Origin of the sequence: Sphingomonas sp. PL20 (assembly GCF_017875905.1) — a bacterium.
Classification (GTDB): domain Bacteria; phylum Pseudomonadota; class Alphaproteobacteria; order Sphingomonadales; family Sphingomonadaceae; genus Sphingomonas; species Sphingomonas echinoides.
Map to the genome: position 1 here is coordinate 4,392,220 of NZ_JAGINH010000002.1, position 16,561 is coordinate 4,408,780.

19 protein-coding genes are annotated in these 16,561 nt (G+C 64.9%); 6 read left to right on the top strand and 13 right to left on the bottom strand.

What is annotated here, in order from left to right:
• Positions 1 to 222 precede the first annotated feature (222 nt).
• Complete coding sequence (locus H4W01_RS20790; RefSeq protein WP_334685390.1) at positions 223 to 723, top strand: cell wall hydrolase; 501 nt, start codon at positions 223 to 225, stop codon at positions 721 to 723.
• 49 nt (positions 724 to 772) lie between these two features.
• On the top strand, positions 773 to 1,279 hold the full coding sequence (locus H4W01_RS20795; RefSeq protein ID WP_209613006.1) for an MmcB family DNA repair protein: 507 nt from the start codon (positions 773 to 775) through the stop codon (positions 1,277 to 1,279).
• Between the two features lie 4 nt (positions 1,280 to 1,283).
• On the opposite strand, the gene H4W01_RS20800 is transcribed toward H4W01_RS20795, so the two are convergent.
• Entirely contained in the window at positions 1,284 to 1,901 is a 618-nt protein-coding gene (locus H4W01_RS20800; RefSeq protein WP_209613007.1) for an ankyrin repeat domain-containing protein, read from the bottom strand.
• Between the two features lie 73 nt (positions 1,902 to 1,974).
• Here H4W01_RS20800 and H4W01_RS20805 point away from each other — a divergent pair, with 73 nt between their 5' ends.
• From H4W01_RS20805 to H4W01_RS20815, 3 genes are read left to right on the top strand one after another with little or no spacing between them, the layout of a single operon-like run.
• Positions 1,975 to 2,583, top strand: a complete 609-nt coding sequence (locus H4W01_RS20805; RefSeq protein WP_040601655.1) for an SCO family protein — start codon at positions 1,975 to 1,977, stop codon at positions 2,581 to 2,583.
• Between the two features lie 9 nt (positions 2,584 to 2,592).
• Entirely contained in the window at positions 2,593 to 3,024 is a 432-nt protein-coding gene (locus H4W01_RS20810) for a YcgN family cysteine cluster protein (RefSeq protein WP_209613008.1), read from the top strand.
• The gene (locus H4W01_RS20815; RefSeq protein ID WP_209613009.1) at positions 3,021 to 3,695 is read left to right on the top strand and encodes a M48 family metallopeptidase; all 675 of its coding nucleotides are present in this window, start codon (positions 3,021 to 3,023) and stop codon (positions 3,693 to 3,695) included. The genes H4W01_RS20810 and H4W01_RS20815 overlap by 4 nt, the downstream gene beginning before the upstream one ends.
• Here the strand turns inward: H4W01_RS20815 and H4W01_RS20820 are convergent.
• From H4W01_RS20820 to H4W01_RS20855, 8 genes are all read right to left on the bottom strand, one after another.
• The gene (locus H4W01_RS20820) at positions 3,671 to 5,812 is read right to left on the bottom strand and encodes a transglycosylase domain-containing protein (RefSeq protein ID WP_334685391.1); all 2,142 of its coding nucleotides are present in this window, start codon (positions 5,810 to 5,812) and stop codon (positions 3,671 to 3,673) included. The two genes, H4W01_RS20815 and H4W01_RS20820, sit on opposite strands and share 25 nt — an antisense overlap.
• A gap of 56 nt (positions 5,813 to 5,868) precedes the next feature.
• Positions 5,869 to 6,291, bottom strand: coding sequence for a peptide-methionine (R)-S-oxide reductase MsrB (gene msrB / locus H4W01_RS20825; RefSeq protein ID WP_209613010.1), 423 nt, complete (start codon positions 6,289 to 6,291; stop codon positions 5,869 to 5,871).
• A 4-nt stretch (positions 6,292 to 6,295) separates the two neighbouring features.
• The gene (locus H4W01_RS20830; RefSeq protein ID WP_209613011.1) at positions 6,296 to 7,426 is read right to left on the bottom strand and encodes an NAD(P)/FAD-dependent oxidoreductase; all 1,131 of its coding nucleotides are present in this window, start codon (positions 7,424 to 7,426) and stop codon (positions 6,296 to 6,298) included.
• Positions 7,405 to 8,091, bottom strand: coding sequence for a methyltransferase domain-containing protein (locus H4W01_RS20835; RefSeq protein ID WP_209613012.1), 687 nt, complete (start codon positions 8,089 to 8,091; stop codon positions 7,405 to 7,407). The genes H4W01_RS20830 and H4W01_RS20835 overlap by 22 nt, the downstream gene beginning before the upstream one ends.
• The gene (locus H4W01_RS20840; RefSeq protein ID WP_209613013.1) at positions 8,088 to 9,161 is read right to left on the bottom strand and encodes a type III polyketide synthase; all 1,074 of its coding nucleotides are present in this window, start codon (positions 9,159 to 9,161) and stop codon (positions 8,088 to 8,090) included. The genes H4W01_RS20835 and H4W01_RS20840 overlap by 4 nt, the downstream gene beginning before the upstream one ends.
• Before the next feature lie 197 nt (positions 9,162 to 9,358).
• Positions 9,359 to 9,736 (bottom strand): response regulator, encoded by a 378-nt coding sequence (locus H4W01_RS20845; RefSeq protein ID WP_209613014.1) that lies wholly within the window; start codon positions 9,734 to 9,736, stop codon positions 9,359 to 9,361.
• A gap of 71 nt (positions 9,737 to 9,807) precedes the next feature.
• A complete protein-coding gene (locus tag H4W01_RS20850; protein ID WP_010405980.1) occupies positions 9,808 to 10,428 on the bottom strand; it encodes a response regulator transcription factor in 621 nt (206 codons plus the stop codon).
• Positions 10,425 to 11,930, bottom strand: a complete 1,506-nt coding sequence (locus H4W01_RS20855; RefSeq protein ID WP_010405981.1) for a PAS domain-containing sensor histidine kinase — start codon at positions 11,928 to 11,930, stop codon at positions 10,425 to 10,427. Before H4W01_RS20855 ends, H4W01_RS20850 begins: the two co-directional genes overlap by 4 nt.
• Positions 11,931 to 12,062: 132 nt before the next feature.
• On the opposite strand from H4W01_RS20855, the gene H4W01_RS20860 reads away from it, so the two are divergent.
• Positions 12,063 to 12,719: an OmpW/AlkL family protein gene (locus tag H4W01_RS20860; protein WP_010405982.1), complete on the top strand. Its 657-nt coding sequence runs from the start codon at positions 12,063 to 12,065 to the stop codon at positions 12,717 to 12,719.
• A gap of 54 nt (positions 12,720 to 12,773) precedes the next feature.
• On the opposite strand, the gene H4W01_RS20865 is transcribed toward H4W01_RS20860, so the two are convergent.
• From H4W01_RS20865 to cydB, 4 genes are all read right to left on the bottom strand, one after another.
• The gene (locus H4W01_RS20865; protein ID WP_209613015.1) at positions 12,774 to 13,577 is read right to left on the bottom strand and encodes a universal stress protein; all 804 of its coding nucleotides are present in this window, start codon (positions 13,575 to 13,577) and stop codon (positions 12,774 to 12,776) included.
• Positions 13,578 to 13,654: 77 nt separating this feature from the next.
• A complete protein-coding gene (gene hemN / locus H4W01_RS20870; RefSeq protein ID WP_209613491.1) occupies positions 13,655 to 14,992 on the bottom strand; it encodes an oxygen-independent coproporphyrinogen III oxidase in 1,338 nt (445 codons plus the stop codon).
• A 292-nt stretch (positions 14,993 to 15,284) separates the two neighbouring features.
• On the bottom strand, positions 15,285 to 15,389 hold the full coding sequence (gene cydX / locus H4W01_RS20875; protein WP_010405986.1) for a cytochrome bd-I oxidase subunit CydX: 105 nt from the start codon (positions 15,387 to 15,389) through the stop codon (positions 15,285 to 15,287).
• Between the two features lie 17 nt (positions 15,390 to 15,406).
• Positions 15,407 to 16,552: a cytochrome d ubiquinol oxidase subunit II gene (gene cydB, locus H4W01_RS20880; protein WP_209613016.1), complete on the bottom strand. Its 1,146-nt coding sequence runs from the start codon at positions 16,550 to 16,552 to the stop codon at positions 15,407 to 15,409.
• Positions 16,553 to 16,561: the final 9 nt, after the last annotated feature.

Here is a 16,561-nt window from a genome sequence, read left to right on the forward strand (position 1 = left end):
ACGCAGTCGGGGGGCTGTCCGGCGGGGTGACAATCGGGTCGACCCTGTCCGCGCACCAACCGCATTTTTGTAGTGTTCATGTCGTTTTCGAATCGCGTCGCAAGCCTCGCGGCGTTCTCTTTGGCCGTAACCGCTCTCATCGGTCTCGGCACTCCGGGCTTCGCTCAAGACCTTGGTCGTGTCATCAACGCCCAGTCTCAGCCTTCCGTTCCACAGCCCGTTTTGAATCCAGCCGTCGCGACGACGGTAACGAATGCGCCTTCGCTTCCCGACGCCAAGGCCGATGACGAGCAAGACGATGAGAGCGTGGCCTATGGCACGCTGGACGCCGCCGTCGCCGCCCAGGCCATTCCCGACACGATCGATGAAGAATTGCAGTGCATGGCCGGCGCGATTTATTTCGAAGCCAAAGGCGAGCCGCTCAGTGGCCAGCTTGCCGTCGCCGAAGTCATTCTCAACCGCTCCAAGTCGGGTCGCTTCCCCAAGACGGTGTGTTCGGTTGTGAAGCAGCCCGGTCAATTTTCGTTCGTACGCGGTGGTCGCGTTCCCACCGTCGCGCAGAACAAGCAATATCGCACCGCGCTTGCGGTCGCTCGCGTCGCGCTCGCCGATGTCTGGGACAGCCCGGCTTCGGGCGCGATGTATTTCCATGCGCGCGGTGTCGCCGCAGGTTGGCATCGCGAACAGGTTGCCGCGATCGGGAACCACGTCTTTTTCCGGTGAACCAGCACGTCCTGTTTGACGTGTTCGCCTAATGTTCTAAAGTCGGGGGATGCTATCGTCGTCCCCCGACCCCGCGCTCCCAACATCAAGCCCGCTGGATGTGCCGTTCTGCGCCGCCCACGTCGTGCGCGGTACGGTGCGCATGCTGTTGCGCCACGATCTGGTCGCGTTGGCCGAAGTCCCGCTCGACGGCAATCGCCGCGCCGATTTGATGGCGATCGATGCGCGTGGTCAAATCGTGATCGTCGAGGTTAAGGTGTCCCGCGCGGATCTGCTCGGCGACGCCAAATGGACCGACTATCTGGATTGCTGCGATCGTTTTTATTGGGCGGTCCCGCACGGATTCGATGCCACCCCGCTCCACGGAACGGCCTTTTTGCCCGAACGTACCGGGATCATCGTGGCGGATCGCTATGATGCGGCGATCGTGCGCGAAGCGCATAGTGTGCCACTGTCCGCTGCCACGCGGAAACGGGCGACGCTCGCCTTTGGGCGGCGCGCCGGGCGCCGCTTGATCGGGTTGATCGACCCGGAGGCCGATGTCGGTTTGGGGTGAAGCGTTACAGCTTGGGCCCGGAGACGCCGCGGCGTTCCTTTTTGGGCGTGGCGTCGATCATCGTTGTAATCGCCGATCCGCGCTTATCCTGATGCGCATAGTCGCGTGCCGAAAATCCCTGCAGCCGATCGGTCTGGTCGGGATCGGCCCCTAGATCGAGAAGCGCGCGCACCATCGTTGCGTCGCGCCGCTGCACCGCGACGATGAGCGCCGTCTCACCGCTGGCGTTGGCGAGGTTGATGTTGCCGCCACTCTTTGCGAGCACCTGAATCATTTCCAGCCGCCCGAGGCGCGCCGCCAGCAGGATTCCGGATTCCCCGCGACGATCTTTCAGATTGGCATCCGCCCCTTTTGACAGGAGATAATTCAGATACGGCATGTCGCCGCGCCGCACGACAATGTGGATCGCGCCTTCACCCGAATCCACATCGCGGGTGTTGACCACTGTCGCCCCGGGCTTATCGAGAAAGCCGATGACCTCGTCATTCTTCCCATCCTTGATCGCCTGCAGAAATTTATAGCCGGGCGACTGGCCGAGCTGCGCGGCCGCAGGACCGGCGATGATGGCGACGGGGGCGGTGGCGAGCAACGCAAGGGCGATGGAGGCGGTGCGGAGGGTCATCGAAAACGTCCTGGCATGGTCGAGAGACACGAGCGGTTTGGAGCAAAGCTTGCGCCCGATGACCTAACAGATCATGGCTAGTCGCGCTATGAACCAGATCGCCCGTGCGCTTTCCGCGCTGTTTCTTGCTGTTTTACCGGTCGCCTGTAGCGGGCCCGCAACACCGGCGCGCGCACCGCTGGACGGCGTTGCGCTTGGCGGCCCGTTCACACTGACCGACCAGGATGGACGGGTGCGCACCGATCGCGATTTCGCCGGGCGCTATCGCATCATGTATTTCGGCTACACCTTTTGCCCCGATGTGTGCCCGACCGATATGCAGACGATTGGCGCGGGCTTGCGCGTGTTTGAGGGCAAGGACGCCAAGCGCGGGGCAAAGGTGGTACCGATCTTCGTCACCGTCGACCCCAAGCGGGATACCCCCGCCGTGTTGAAGGCATTTGTATCCGCCTTCCACCCGCGCATGGTTGGCCTGACCGGGAGTCCGCAGGCGATCGCGGCGGTCGCCAAGGAATATGGCGCGTATTTCGAAGCGGAAAAGCCCAATGCCGAGGGCGGCTATCTGGTGGCGCACGCGCGGCTTGCCTATCTTATGGATCCGGCGGGTAAGCCCGTCGCCTTGCTGCCGCAGGACAAGACGCCGCAGGACGTCGCGACCGAACTCGACCGATGGGTACGATGAGCCACGCCAATGACTAGCCGTTTCTGGGAAGAGCCGATCGACACGCTCGATCGCGGGCAGTGGGAGGCGCTGTGCGATGGGTGCGGCAAATGCTGCGTCCACAAGCTGGAAGATGAGGAAACCGGCGAGCTGTTGCCGACCAACGTCTCGTGCCGGCTGCTCGACCGCCAAACGGCCTTATGTTCCAATTACAAGCATCGCCATGCCTATGTCAGCGAGTGCGTGCGGCTCAGCCGATCGAATGTGCGAACGATCGACTGGCTGCCCGCGACGTGCGCGTACCGGCTGCGCGCGGCAGATGAACCGCTTTATGACTGGCATTACCTGGTCTGTGGCGATCGCGAGGCGGTGCACCGCGCCGGGCAATCGGTGCGCGGTTGGACGGTGTCGGAGGACGATGCCGGCGAGCTGGAATTCCATCTGGTCGATCGCGAATTGTGAGCGCTCCGCTCGAGGTCGTGCGCAACGCGCGGGCGCGGCGGGCACGGCTATCGGTGGATTCCGCAACGGGCCGGGTGCGCCTGGTCCTGCCGCCGCGGGCACCGCTGAAGGCCGCTTTGGCCTGGGCGGAAGGGAAAGCGGCCTGGATTGCGGCGCAGCGTGCGCGCTTGCCACAGGCGCTCCCCTTCGAACCCGGCGCGCGCATTCCCTTTGGCGATGGCCATGTGACGATCCTGTGGGATGAAGCCGCGCCGCGCCGAGTCGAGCGCGACGGTAGCAATCTGCGCTGCGGCGGCACGCGCGACGGCCTGTCACGACGCGTGGCCCTGTGGTTGAAGCGCGAGGCGCTGCGCGTGTTGAGTGAGGAAACGGCGGAATTCGCCGCGCGCGCCGGGGTCAGCGTGACCAAGGTCGCGATTGGCGACCCGAAGACGCGCTGGGGTAGTTGCGCGTCAAGCGGCACGATCCGCTACAGTTGGCGGTTGATCCTGATGCCCGATTTCGTGCGCCGCTCCACCGTCGCACATGAAGTCGCGCACCGCTTGCACATGAACCACGGCGCGCATTTCTACCGTGTGCTGGCGCTGCTCGACGAACGCGATCCCGACGACTCGCGCCGCTGGCTGCGCGCGAACGGTGCCGCGATTCACTGGGTCGGGCGCGAATCCTGACGGTCAGCCGGCGCGCGCGTCGGGCTCGGGGCCGGGCGCGGGCCGTCGCGACCTAGAACACGATCAAGCCAGGCTTGGTCGAGCTTGTCGCCGTCGCCCTTCTTCTTTTCCACCGGCGGCGCGTCGGATTGCGGCGGCGGGCGCGTCTCAATCGGGTTGCCATCGGCATCGACGCGCTGACCCTGCTGGGCGGGCGGAGCCTGACCGGGATCGATCGGATTGCCATCGGCATCGACGAACAAGCCATTATCGGCTTCGCCGAAATAGGATTCCTGGTCGGGCTCGAGCTCGAATTCGGGCAGAGTCACCTTGGTATCGAACTGCTCGACCGGGCGGTTGGCGACGGCCACTTTCATGAAGGCGGCAAAGGCGCGCGCGGGCGCGGTGCCGCCGTGCAAACCGGCGATCGGCTTGGCATCGTCGCGGCCCATCCATACGCCCGTGGTGAGGCCGCTGGAGAAGCCCAGGAACCAGCCATCCTTGTTGGATGTGGTGGTGCCGGTCTTGCCTGCAACCGGACGGCCGATCTGCGCCGCTTTGCCGGTGCCGGTGTTGACGGTGGTCTGCAACAGATCGGTCATCTCCGCGGCGACATAGGGAGCCACCAGCACATGGCTGGTGTCGACTGACTGGGCGTAGATCGTCTCGCCCGACGCGGTCACCTTGGTGATCCCGTACGGGGTGACGGCGACGCCCTTATTTCCGACACTGGCAAAGGCCCGCGTCATGTCGATCACGCGCACTTCGGAAGAGCCCAGCACCATGGAAGGGTGGGTGTTGACCTTGGTGGTAATACCAAAGCGACGCGCCATATCGGCAATGGTGCTGAAGCCGATTTCCTGCCCGAGCTTGGCGGCGACGGTGTTGACCGAATAGGCGAAGGCGGTGCGGAGCGACATCGCCCCACTATTGTGCCGCGAATCGTTGCGCGGGCTCCAGCCGTCGATCGTCACAGGCTCGTCGACCACCTGGTCCTCGGGCTTATGCCCTGCCTCGAGCGCGGCGAGATAGACGAACAGCTTGAACGCCGAGCCCGGCTGACGCTGCGCCTGCGTTGCACGGTTATAGTTGGAGGTGACATAGTCGGTGCCGCCGACCATGGCGCGCACGGCACCATCGCGGTCCATCGCCACCAGCGCGCCTTGCGCGCCCTTGGGGGCATTGTCGCGGATCGCGGCATCGGCGGCGCGCTGCATATTCAGGTCGAGCGTCGTCCACACTTCCAGCGGGCGCTGCGTCTCGTCGATCAGAAGTTCCAGTTGCGGCAACGCCCAATCGGTGAAGTAGCGCACGCTGTTCTGCCGCGCCTCTGGCACGAACGCGATCTGGCTAACCTGCGCGTCGGCGGCCTGGGCCGCGGTGATCGCTCCCGTTTGCTGCATCAGCTTGAGCACGACGCCGGCGCGGCCGCGCGCGGCATCAATGTCGGCGGTCGGCGAGTAATTGGACGGGGCCTTGACCAGCCCGGCGATCACCGCCGCTTCGGTCAGGCTCAGATGGTCGGCACCGTGCCCGAAGAATTTGCGCGAGGCGGCGTCGATGCCGTAGGCACCGCCACCGAAATAGACCTTGTTGAGATACAGTTCGAGGACCTGATCCTTGCTGAACTTGCGCTCCAGCGCGAGCGCGAGAATGCCCTCGCGGACCTTTCGACCGAATTTCTTGCTGGAATTGAGGAAGATGTTGCGCGCGAGCTGCTGCGTGATGGTCGACCCACCCTGCATCCAGCGCCCCCGTTCGATCCGGACCTGGACCGAGCGCACCATCCCGATCGGATCGACCCCCGGGTGCGAACGGAAGCGGCGGTCCTCGACCGACACCATCGCGTCGCGCATCACGGCGGGGATGCGGTCATAGGGCAGCCACTCACCATAGCTTGGGCCCATCGACACGATCACCGTGCCGTCGGCGGCGTGAACGCGAATCATCTGCCCATTGGGCGACGATTTCAGCTCGTCGAAGCTCGGCAGCTGCCCCTCGGACACATAGACCGTCACGATCAGCGCGATGAGGGCGAGCAACGCCAGACCGCCGCCAAGTTGGGCAAGCAGGACCAGACGCCGACGCCACAGAGGCGCGCGCTTGAGGCGGGGGGCGGGGGAGGAAGAGCGGGCCATTGAGTGCTGCAGCGTTAGGCTTTGCCGGTCATTCCGGCAAGCCGTCGCCGCTGCAATCAGCCATGCGACTCGTCGCTATCAGAACTCCCCCGGGCGCGAAAATCGAGGCTGAGCGAATTCATGCAATAGCGCAGTCCCGTCGGCGGCGGGCCGTCCGGGAAAACATGGCCGAGATGCCCGTCGCAGCGCGCGCAGCGCGCTTCGGTTCGAGTCATGCCGTGCGTGCGATCGGTATGTTCGGTGACGTATTCGGGCGAGATCGGTTGGGTGAAGCTTGGCCAGCCCGAGCCTGAATCATATTTGTCCGCCGAATCGAACAAGGGCTGCGCGCAGCCGCCGCAGCGATAGATGCCGTCGGCCTTGTTGTTGTTATAGCGCCCGGAAAAAGCGCGCTCGGTCCCGGCCTCGCGCAGGACGTGATACGCCTCCGGGCTCAGCTTTTTGCGCCATTCGGTTTCGGACAGGGTAAAATGTTCCATGGCGCTAATGATCCTGTGGCGCGGGGGCGCGGTCAAGTCGGGAATGCCCGATCCGCGTGAATGCGGCAATCGTATCGATGATGCCAGGGAAGCGTCCGAGCATAGGCAGGAGCGCTGCCGTTAGCGCTGGCCATTCGGCTGCGTTGCGCACCGCTCCGGCCAGCCGGATCGGCCGGGCGGTGGCGTTGGCGAAGCGCGTCTGGAAGCGTGGTGCTCCCTCCGGCCCGCCAGTGAGATAGGCATGCCCCGCCCGGATTCCGCTGGCGATGGCGATGCCCATGCCTTCGCCCGCCAGCGACGGGATGACCCCGGCCTGGTCGCCAAGCCGAAACAGACCGGTCACCCCCCGCGTCGCGCGCCAGCCATAGGGCACGTTGGCGATCGCATCGATCGGCACGCTATCGCTGCGATAGGCGAGGCGTTCGCCGAGCCGGGGATGGTCGCGCGCCAGCTGGTCGAGCAAGCCGGCGGGCGAGCCTGCTTCCAGCATCGCCGAGCGATGCACCGCCAGGCAGACATTGGCGCTGCCGTCTTCCTGCCGGACGATCCCGACATAGCCGCGATCGAACAGGTGCAGTTCGATCGCATCGCCGATCCGTCGATCGAGGCCGGGCGTCGGTGCAAGGCGAATGCGGAGCCCCAGGACCGGGTCGCGCCCGCGCGCTTCGGCCGGACGGGCGCTGCCGCGCACGTCGTGCTTGCCGTTGGCGAGGAACAGCGCATCGCCGGCGAGGTCGGCACCATCGTCAAGCCGCGCGGTCAGGCCCTCGAGCGCGCGCACCGTTACGCCGCGCTCCACCGCTGCACCCGCGTCGATCGCACGCTGCAGCAGCACGGTATCAAGCAAGCGCCGCGAGACCCCGTGCGCCGCGCGGCGCAGCGGCGTTTCCACCACGGTGTCGCCCGCGATCAACCGCACCGTGGTGATCCGCGCCGGGCCGAGTGCGGCCGGGGCTACGCCGAGCGCTTGCAAGGATTCCAGCGTGCGCCAGCTCAGAAAGCCGCCGCAAATCGCGTCGCCCGTCTCGCGGCTGCGCTCGACCAACAGATGCGGCGCGCGTGCGCGCGCCAGCACGATCGCAGCGCTCGCCCCCGCAGGGCCGCCGCCGATGATCAGCGCAGGTGTTCGACGCATAACCGAAACGGGAAAGCGCGGTAGACCTTGGCGGTGACGCCCGCCTCCGCCAGAATCGGGGGCCATTCCGCAGGCCGGTAGGAGCGGGCGATCGACAAAGTGCCGTCATGCAGCACCATCGGATGCCACCGCGCCAGCCGCGCCAGGATCGGAAACCCGAAATGCGCGAAGCCGTGGCGATGGAGGTCGTTGATCAGCCATCCCACCGCGCTTTCGCGCTCCATAAAGCGCAGGAACGCGATCAGTTGATCGTGCGTCATATGATGCGCGACCAGGCTGGAGATGACAAAGTCCCAGTCTTCGTCGGCCAGATCGGCATAATCGCCGGTGCTATAGCGGATCGGCAGCTCGGCCGGCGGATGCGCGGTCGCGGCGAGCGCGCTGCGCGGATTGAGATCGACGCCGACCAGTTCGGCGGCAATGCCGCGCCGCGCCGCCCAATGCGCGATCCGCCGCAACATATCGCCATCGCCAAAGCCGACATCGAGCAGCTTGAAGCTGCGCCGCCCAACCGTCGCGCGGCGCAGGAAATCGAGCGTCGGGCGCGGCGCCATCGTCACCACGTTGACCTTGGCGAGGTCGCCGACCACCGCCGCATAGGTTTCCGGCGAGAGGTCGTCGGCGTCCATCAACTCCTCGGCGATGGCGCGTGCGCGCAGGCTCATGCGGCGCTCCGAAAGCCGAAACCCTCAGCCGCCAATCCCGGGCCGAAAGCCAGCGCGACCCCGTTGGTCACTGGTGGCCCGTCGAGCATCCGCGCCAACACGAACATCAAGGTGGCGGAGGACATATTGCCATACTCCGACAGCACCGCGCGAGACGCGTCCAGCGCATCCGCTGGTAGACCCAGGCTGTGTTCGACCGCGTCGAGAATCGACCGGCCGCCGGCATGGACCGCCCATCCATCGATCTCCAGCGGCGGGCGTCCGCCAGTCGCGGCGGCGGCGAAGACGGGGTCGCTTAGGCCTGCGGCGATGCGCGCAGGGACTTCGCCCGACAGATGCATGGCAAAGCCCTGATCGGTGATATCCCAGCGGATCAAAGCGGCCGAATCGGGCAGCGTGGTCGCAAAGGGCTGGTCGAGCGCAAATCCGGCGGGCTCGGCGGTGACGAGCGCGGCTGCGGCACCATCGCCAAATTGCAGCATGGCGAGCAGCGGCTCGAGCGCAGGATTGTCCTGTAGATGCAGCGTCGACAATTCGACACACACCACCAGCACCCGCGCATCGGCATCGGATCGCACGATATGGCGCGCGCTGCGGAGCGCGGCGACCGCCGCATAGCACCCCATGAAGCCGACCAGCAGCCGTTCGACCGAAGGGGCCAGGCCGATCCGCGCCGCGATGATCTGATCGATGCCCGGCGCGATGAAGCCGGTACAACTCGCCACGACCAGATGCGTAATGCCCTCCAGCGCGACTTGCGCGCGCAGCGCCTCAATCGCGGCGATGCTCAGCTCGGGAGCGGCCTGCGCATAGAGCCGCATCCGCTCCGCCGTGCCGGGCAGGACCGACTTGGCATAAAAACCATCCGGGTCGACCGGGGATCCGCCCTGCGCACCCAAGGGCAGGACCGACCAGCGATGCGCAATCGCGGCGCGCCCAGCCATCCGGTCGAAAATGCGCACCGCCCGGCCGTCGGGCAAGCGCGCGCGCGCCCATTCGATGAACGCCGCATGGATATCCTGCGCCGGAACGGCGGCGCCGATCGCGGCAATGTGGGCAGTGCTGGACAAATGGGACCTTTGCGGCGGCGGGCGGGAGCGTCCGGCCCGGGAACAACGCTACGACGGCTGTTCCGATCCGGGAAGACACCCACGTTACGCATTCTCAACCTTCCCTACGTTTGAGCACCGCATTTGGATGCGCCGCCGCACAGGATTTTGGCTGGGGAAGGGGCACCCTACCGAGCTTTGATCGCAAAGGAGGTCGGTTACGCCAGCGCGGCGATCAACTCATGCTGGCGGATTGGCTTATCGAGCACCGCGTGAAATCCGTTCATGCTGGCGACCGCGCGCAGCGTCGGGTCTGGATAGGCCGTGATCAGAATCGATCGGCCATGCCAATCGCGGCGCAGCATGGATCGCAGCACGCCAATGCCGTCGCCATCGGGCAGCCGATAGTCGGTGACCAGCCATTCCGCAGTCGAGACGTCGGTTTCTTCGAGCAGCGCGCCCGCGCTTGCATAAGAGCGCACGTCGAAACCGCGCCAGTGCAGCAGCAGATGCAGCGAACGCCGCACGCCTTCATCATCCTCTACCAGCAGCAGTTGCGGACGCGGCCCGGTGTCGACCGCGTTGTCTTCGTCCATTGGACCGCTCTCCCATGCCATCAGCGTCTAGGGATGCCGATCGCAGGGACGGCTGTCTTTACGTAGACATCCTAGGCTTGCTCCCCGAGCCCGGCGGCAAAGGCGATCCGCAGCGCATCCGACAGTGCATGGACTTCCAGCTTGGTCATCACATTGGCGCGGTGCACTTCGACCGTGCGCGGCGAAATGCCCAGATCATAGGCAATCGTTTTGTTGGGCAAGCCTTGGGCGAGGCGCTCCAGCACCTCCTGCTCGCGCGGCGTGAGCCGGGCGACCCACAGTTTCGCGGCCTCGCTCGATCGCGCAGCGGCATCGGCATGCGCGAGCCGCGCAAAGGCGCGCTCGATCGCCGACAGCAACACCGCCTTTTCGAACGGCTTTTCGATGAAGTCGACCGCCCCAGTCTTCATTGCCTGCACCGCGATCGAGACATCGGCATGGCCGGTGAGGATGATGACGGGCATGGTGATGCCGCGTGCGACCAATTCCTCCTGCACCGCCAGCCCGTCGATTTCGGGCATGCGCACGTCGAGCAAGACGCACCCCGGCTCAGCGGTCTTGATCTCGCGCAGAAATGCGACGCCAGAGGTGTGCAAGCGGACTGCATAACCTGAGGTTCGCAGCAAGAACCCCGCCGAGCGCCGCACCGAATCATCGTCGTCGACGACATGGATCAAGCGCTGGTCGCTCATGCCGCAAACTCCTCTACTGGAAGGGTGAACCGAAAGACCGTTCCGCCGGTCGGGCGCGGCTCGGCGCGGATGTGCCCGCGGTGCGCCTCCACGATCGTGCGGCAGATCGACAAGCCCAGCCCCATACCGGCGGGCTTGGTTGTCGCAAACGCCTGGAACAAGCGCGCGGCGATGTCCGGGGCGAGCCCCGGGCCCGTGTCGGCAACCGAAATTTCGACCATGGCGGGATCCAGCGCCCGCGTGGCAATCGTGATGTCGCGGACCTCCTGTCCCGCGACTGCGTCGATCGCGTTGCGGATCAGGTTCACCAGAACTTGCTGAATCTGGACACGGTCGACGGTAACTGTCGGAATATCCGGCGTCAGTTCGAAAAAGGCGCGCACGCCGCGCTCGCGTGCGCCGATCAGCGCGAGGCGGCTCGCCTCGTCGATCAAGCGCGGCAGATCCTCGACTCGCCGCTCAACCTCACCACGCGCAACGAAATCGCGCAGGCGACGGACAATCTTGCCGGCGCGCAATGCCTCGCTGGTCGATTCCTCAATCGCTTCGCGCAGCAGCGCGGTCGCCTCCGCGCTGTCGGCGTCGAGCAATTCGCGACCGGCTTCCAGATAATTGGCGATCGCGGTCAGTGGTTGGTTCAGTTCATGCGCCAAGGTGGAGGCCATCGTCCCCATCGCGCTCAGCCGCGATACGTGAATCAGTTCCGATTGCAGCTCTTTCAACCGCAATTCGGCGTGCTGCTGCTCGGTCAGGTCGTGGATGAAGCCGGTAAAGATGCGATGTCCGTCGCTATTCGCCTCGCCCACCGACAGCTTCATCGGAAATTCGGTGCCGTCGCGCCGCTGTCCGACGACGATGCGGCCAATGCCGATGATGCGGCGCTCACCCGTTTCGCGATAATGGGCGATATAGCGGTCATGACGCGCGGCATCCGAGGGCGGCATCAGGATATCAACGTTCGCACCCACGACTTCGGCTTCGCTATAGCCGAACAAACGCTCGGCGGCGCTGCTGAACGACAGGATGACGCCGCGCTCGTCGATGACGATCATCGCATCGGGGACGGTGGCAAGGATCGAGCGCAAATGCAGTTCGCTGCGCGCCAGCGCGGCCGCCGCTGCCTGGCGACCGGTAATGTCATAGATCATCTGCCCGAATCCGCGCAGCGTCCCATTGGCGCTGTGGATCGCGGTGATCGCGACGTCTGCGAAGAATTCGGAACCGTCCTGGCGCACCCGCCAGGTGTTTTCGCGCAGGCGTCCGCGCGCGCGCACCTTCGCCATGTCGGACTCTGGCTTTGCCGCCGCGCGATCCTGCACGCTGTACAGTTTGTCGCCGCGTTCGCCGATCACGGCGTCGGGTCGGTAGCCGAACAGGATTTCGGCCCCCGCATTCCATGACCGGATTCGTCCCTCGGGATCGAGCACGAACATGGCGCGGTCGGTCGCACCCTCGACGAAGAGCGCGAGCGTCTCTGGGTCTACCGTGTCGCCGATCGCCATATCCGTGTCTTTGCCGTCCACGCGTCGCCCGTCCCATCCGTGAATTCACCTAGGCCCCTGTTTTGCGCCGGATCAAATCCGCAGGCGTGCCTTGGTCATACCCAGCCTTAGAACTTAAACACGGAGGACCCTATGCGCACATATAGATTTTTGGCGCTCGCAGCTGTTTCGGCGGCGATCGTTGCGTCGCCCGCTTATGCTGAAAAGGGTGATGTCCTGGTGCGCGTGCGCGCCATCGTCGTTGCACCGAATGAACGCAGCAGCGCCGTGACCCCGGCTTTTCCGGGCAGCAAGGTCGGCGTGTCGGATTCGGTGATGCCCGAAATCGACTTCACCTACATGGCGACCAAGCATATCGGTGCCGAGCTGATCCTCGCGACGACCGAACATAAAGCGCAGGGCCGCGGCACCCTGTCGGCCGTTCCGACGCTGGCCAAGACCTGGGTGTTGCCGCCGACGCTGACGCTGCAATATCACTTCCTGCCCGATGCCAAGATCCGTCCCTATGTCGGCGCTGGCATCAACTACACGATCTATTATTCGACCAAGGCGAGTGATGAATTGGTCAAGGCGATCGGGCCAACCAGCGTCCACATGAACGACAGTGTCGGCTACGCCTTGCAGGCCGGCACCGATATCGACATCACCAAGAAAGTGTTCTTGAACCTCGACGTAAAATATATCGGGATGAAGACCACCGCGCGGCTCAACACCGGCGGCGCGATCAACACCGCGCGGATCGACATCGATCCATTGGTGTTCGGCGTGGGCTTGGGCTTCCGTCTCTAAACCGCTCACCAAAAACCCCCCGGGCCGCCGCTGCGACCCGGGGGTTTTTGTTGGTCAATGCGCCAGCAGAATCGGTACCGGGCAATCCTCGAGCAGCCGCCGCGTAACCCCGCCAAACAAGGCCTCGGTCAGGCGCGCATGACCAAACCCGCCCATCACCAGATAGTCGGCGGCCTGATTGCCGATTTCCTTCAGGATCACCGTGCTCGCGCTATTGCCGCCTGCAGATAGCGTGCTGATCACCGGTTTGACGCCATGCCGCGAAAGGTAAGTGGCAGCGTCGTTTGCGGGCAGCGCAACGGAGCCGTCGTCAATCTCAAGCAACGTCACCGATGTGGCGAGCTGCAGCAGCGGGACGGCGGCGCGGAGCGCGGCTTCCGCTTCGGGCGAGCCATCCCATGCCACCACCGCCGTGCCGGTGAGATTGAGGCCGATAGCGCGTTCAGGCACGGCGAGGACGGGCCGGTTGGTGCGGATCAGCAGTTCGCCGGGCAAATTCGCCATGTCATGCGTTGCAAAACTCGGGAGCTTTGCGCTGACCACGATGAGATCGCTGAGCCGCGCCGCCCGCACGACTTGATCGCCGAGATTACCGGCGACATCGATCCAGTCCCAGGGCACGTCCTCATGCGCCAGGCGCGGCTCGATCCGTTTGCGATTGCGCGCTTCGGCCGCGCGCTCGTCTTCCATCAGCAGGGCGGCGCCACCCAGCGAAACGTAATCGTCCATCACCTCGGGCGCGATCGACACGTCGAGACAGGTGAGATGGCCGCGCAGCCCGCGGGCCAAGTCGAGCGCCACTTGCAGGCGGCCTTCTTGCCCGGAATCATCGTGTACCAGCAGTAGGATGCTTTTCATCGATCGGCTCCTCGGATTGAGAGGGGCCAGGATCGGGCGATCACGATTCCCGAACAATGCGTAGCTTTACGGACCGGTCAAACCGCCTTGCTGAAACGCCCTTCGCGCGCTTGGAGGGCTGTGTCGAACACCGAGGCGATCAGCCGCGCATAGGGGCGGCCCACCGGGTTGATCGTGACGGCGGTTCCCCGCCGCTCGACCAGACCCAGGTCAGCGAACGCGATCAGGCGGCCAATATCCCCAATCACGGCGTGGCTGCTTTGGCGGTGTTCGTTGGCGACCTCGGCAACATCGACCCGACCGGTGCAGAGCAGCCGCTCGATCAGCGCGCCGCGCATGCGGTCCTCCGGCGTGCGCAGCAAACCACGCGTCCCCATCAATAATCCGTTGGTGGCACCGACGCGGTAGCTGCCGACATGCTTCTCATTTTGCAGGAACAACCCGTCAAACTGGCTGATCGCGGATGCGCCAAGGCCAATCAACGTGGTCGCGCGATCATCGGTGAAGCCCTGGAAATTACGGCGTAGCGTGCCCTCGTGCGCGGCGCGGGCAAGCGTATCCTCAGGGCGCGCGAAATGATCGAAACCGATCGATTCAAACCCCGCTTCGACCAGCAGATCATGCGCCAACGCGCTTTGCCAGAAACGCGCCTCGGCATCGGGCAGGAGCGAATCATCGATCCGGCGCTGGCGCGGCAGCAGCTGCGGCATATGCGCATAACCGAACATCGCCACCCGATCGGGCGCTAACAACAAGGCAGCAGCGATCGTTGCCGCGATATCGTCGAGCGTCTGGTCGGGCAGGCCATACATCAAATCGAGATTGAAGCGCGTAATCCCGGCACGGCGGGCATCGGCCATCGCCTGGGCAATTTGACGCCAAGGTTGCAACCGCCCGATTTTGGCCTGAACGTGCGGTGAAAAGGTCTGCGCGCCGATGCTGAGGCGGGAGACTCCGGCTGCGGCATAGCTTTGCGCGGTCTCTTCTGAAAAATGCCGGGGGTCGATTTCGACCGCCCATTCGGCGTCGTCCGCGATCGCAAAATGCCGCCGCAAGGTGGCGCTGAGCGCAAGAAAGGCGCTCGGTGCCATCGCGTTGGGGCTGCCGCCGCCGAAATGCAAAGACCCGACCGGGGCGCGGAGCGTGCGGCCGACGCGCGCGATTTCCTGCTCAAGCGCGGCGAGATAGCTGTCCATCCGCTCGGGACGGCCAAGCGCCCCGGTGTTGCAGCCGCAATACCAGCAGATTTCGTGGCAATAGGGGATGTGCAGATAGAGCGAAACCGGCGTCTCGACAGCCACGCTGGCTAGGGCCGCCCCATGCACATCGGGCAGCGGCGCGAACGCGGCCGCGGTCGGGTAGCTGGTGTAGCGCGGGACCGTGCGCGCGGCCAAATCTGGAAAATAGCGGTGCATGGTGGCGGCAGCGTGCATCGGCAATGCCCTTCAGGATTTGACGGCAATCAAGGAAAGCGCAGCTTCCGCGCCGTAGATCGCGTGTTGGATCATTAAGAACAGGAGAGCGCGATGCTGTCGGACACCTGGTTTCTCGCCCTGGTGGTTGGAGCGACCGCCTGTTTCATGGCGGTCATGCTGTTCGCTTCGGTCAGCGATCGCGATCCCAAACCGCCCGGCACCGACTAACTTCATCGATGCGAGCCTCCCCCTGGCCGCTGCGGCATCCCTGCCGCAGCGGCCTTTTTTTTGCTCAGGCGTCGCCATCATCGGGCAAGTGGAATTCATGCCACAAGCCATTGAGGATGCCGAAGCCGACAGCGAGGCCGAGGCCGAGAACCCAGGTGAAATACCACATCGATTGCGGTCCTTATCTTAGTAGAAATCGTGGCTTGCGGCGATCTCGCGTTCGCTCACCCGACCGAACATCACGCGGTACGCCCAGGCGGTGTAAGCGAGCACGATCGGCAGGAAGACGACCGTCACGATCACCATCAGGAACAGCGTCGATTCACTCGATGAGGCGTTCCACACCGTCAGGCTGGAATGCGCATCGATGCTCGATGGCAGGATGAAGGGGAACATCGACAGCCCGACCGTTGCGATGATGCCGGCGGCCGAAAGCGTCGATCCGGCAAAGGCGGCTGGCTCGCTCTTCCCGCGAATGCCGACCAGCGCCAGCGCCGCGCCGACAAAGCCAAGGACGGGGGCCACCAGCATCCACGGATGCGCCGCGTAATTGCCAAGCCATGCGCCGCCGGATGCGACCGATGTCGAGCGCAGCGGGTTGGACGGGCCACTTGGATCAACCGCAGAGGTCAGTTCGAAGCCCATGCCACCGCGCGCAACGAACAGACCGCCCAGCGCGAACAGCACGATCGAGGCGATCGCCGCGCCCGTCCCATATACGCGCGCCCGGTCTTGCACCGCGCCGCGCTCGACCTTCATCGCCAGCCATGCGCTGCCATGCAGCACCAGCATCGCCACCGACAACAGGCCACATAGCAGGGTGAAGGGCGTGAACAGGCCGAGCAGGCCGCCTTCATAGCTGGCGCGCATGTCGCTATCGATGCGGAACGGCGCGCCTTGCAGGACATTGCCGACCGCAACGCCGAACACCAAAGCGGGAACGAAGCCGCCGACGAACAAGGCCCAGTCCCAACCGGCCCGCCACGCGCGGCCTGGCCGTTTTGAGCGATATTTGAACCCGACAGGGCGCAGGATCAGCGCGGCCAGCACCAGGAACATCGCGAGGTAGAAGCCTGAAAAGCTGATCGCATAGACATAGGGCCAGGCGGCGAAGATCGCCCCGCCGCCGAGGATGAACCACACTTGGTTGCCCTCCCAGGTCGGCGCGATGGTATTGATCGTCATGCGACGCTCGCCATCGGTCCGCGCGACAAAGGGCAGCAAGGCGGCAACGCCCAGATCGAACCCGTCGGTCAGCGCGAAGCCGATCAGCAATACACCGAGCAGCGCCCACCAGATCAGGCGCAAGGTTTCATAGTCGAATAGATGCATCATCGTGCT

Coding starts and splice junctions, on each gene's coding strand:
- H4W01_RS20795 (WP_209613006.1), top strand. CDS start 773: ATGCTATCGTCGTCCCCCGACCCCGCGCTCCCAACATCAAGCCCGCTG.
- H4W01_RS20800 (WP_209613007.1), bottom strand. CDS start 1,901: ATGACCCTCCGCACCGCCTCCATCGCCCTTGCGTTGCTCGCCACCGCC.
- H4W01_RS20805 (WP_040601655.1), top strand. CDS start 1,975: ATGGCTAGTCGCGCTATGAACCAGATCGCCCGTGCGCTTTCCGCGCTG.
- H4W01_RS20810 (WP_209613008.1), top strand. CDS start 2,593: ATGACTAGCCGTTTCTGGGAAGAGCCGATCGACACGCTCGATCGCGGG.
- H4W01_RS20820 (WP_334685391.1), bottom strand. CDS start 5,812: ATGGCCCGCTCTTCCTCCCCCGCCCCCCGCCTCAAGCGCGCGCCTCTG.
- msrB (WP_209613010.1), bottom strand. CDS start 6,291: ATGGAACATTTTACCCTGTCCGAAACCGAATGGCGCAAAAAGCTGAGC.
- H4W01_RS20830 (WP_209613011.1), bottom strand. CDS start 7,426: ATGCGTCGAACACCTGCGCTGATCATCGGCGGCGGCCCTGCGGGGGCG.
- H4W01_RS20835 (WP_209613012.1), bottom strand. CDS start 8,091: ATGAGCCTGCGCGCACGCGCCATCGCCGAGGAGTTGATGGACGCCGAC.
- H4W01_RS20845 (WP_209613014.1), bottom strand. CDS start 9,736: ATGGACGAAGACAACGCGGTCGACACCGGGCCGCGTCCGCAACTGCTG.
- H4W01_RS20850 (WP_010405980.1), bottom strand. CDS start 10,428: ATGAGCGACCAGCGCTTGATCCATGTCGTCGACGACGATGATTCGGTG.
- H4W01_RS20855 (WP_010405981.1), bottom strand. CDS start 11,930: ATGGCGATCGGCGACACGGTAGACCCAGAGACGCTCGCGCTCTTCGTC.
- H4W01_RS20860 (WP_010405982.1), top strand. CDS start 12,063: ATGCGCACATATAGATTTTTGGCGCTCGCAGCTGTTTCGGCGGCGATC.
- H4W01_RS20865 (WP_209613015.1), bottom strand. CDS start 13,577: ATGAAAAGCATCCTACTGCTGGTACACGATGATTCCGGGCAAGAAGGC.
- hemN (WP_209613491.1), bottom strand. CDS start 14,992: ATGCACCGCTATTTTCCAGATTTGGCCGCGCGCACGGTCCCGCGCTAC.
- cydX (WP_010405986.1), bottom strand. CDS start 15,389: ATGTGGTATTTCACCTGGGTTCTCGGCCTCGGCCTCGCTGTCGGCTTC.
- cydB (WP_209613016.1), bottom strand. CDS start 16,552: ATGCATCTATTCGACTATGAAACCTTGCGCCTGATCTGGTGGGCGCTG.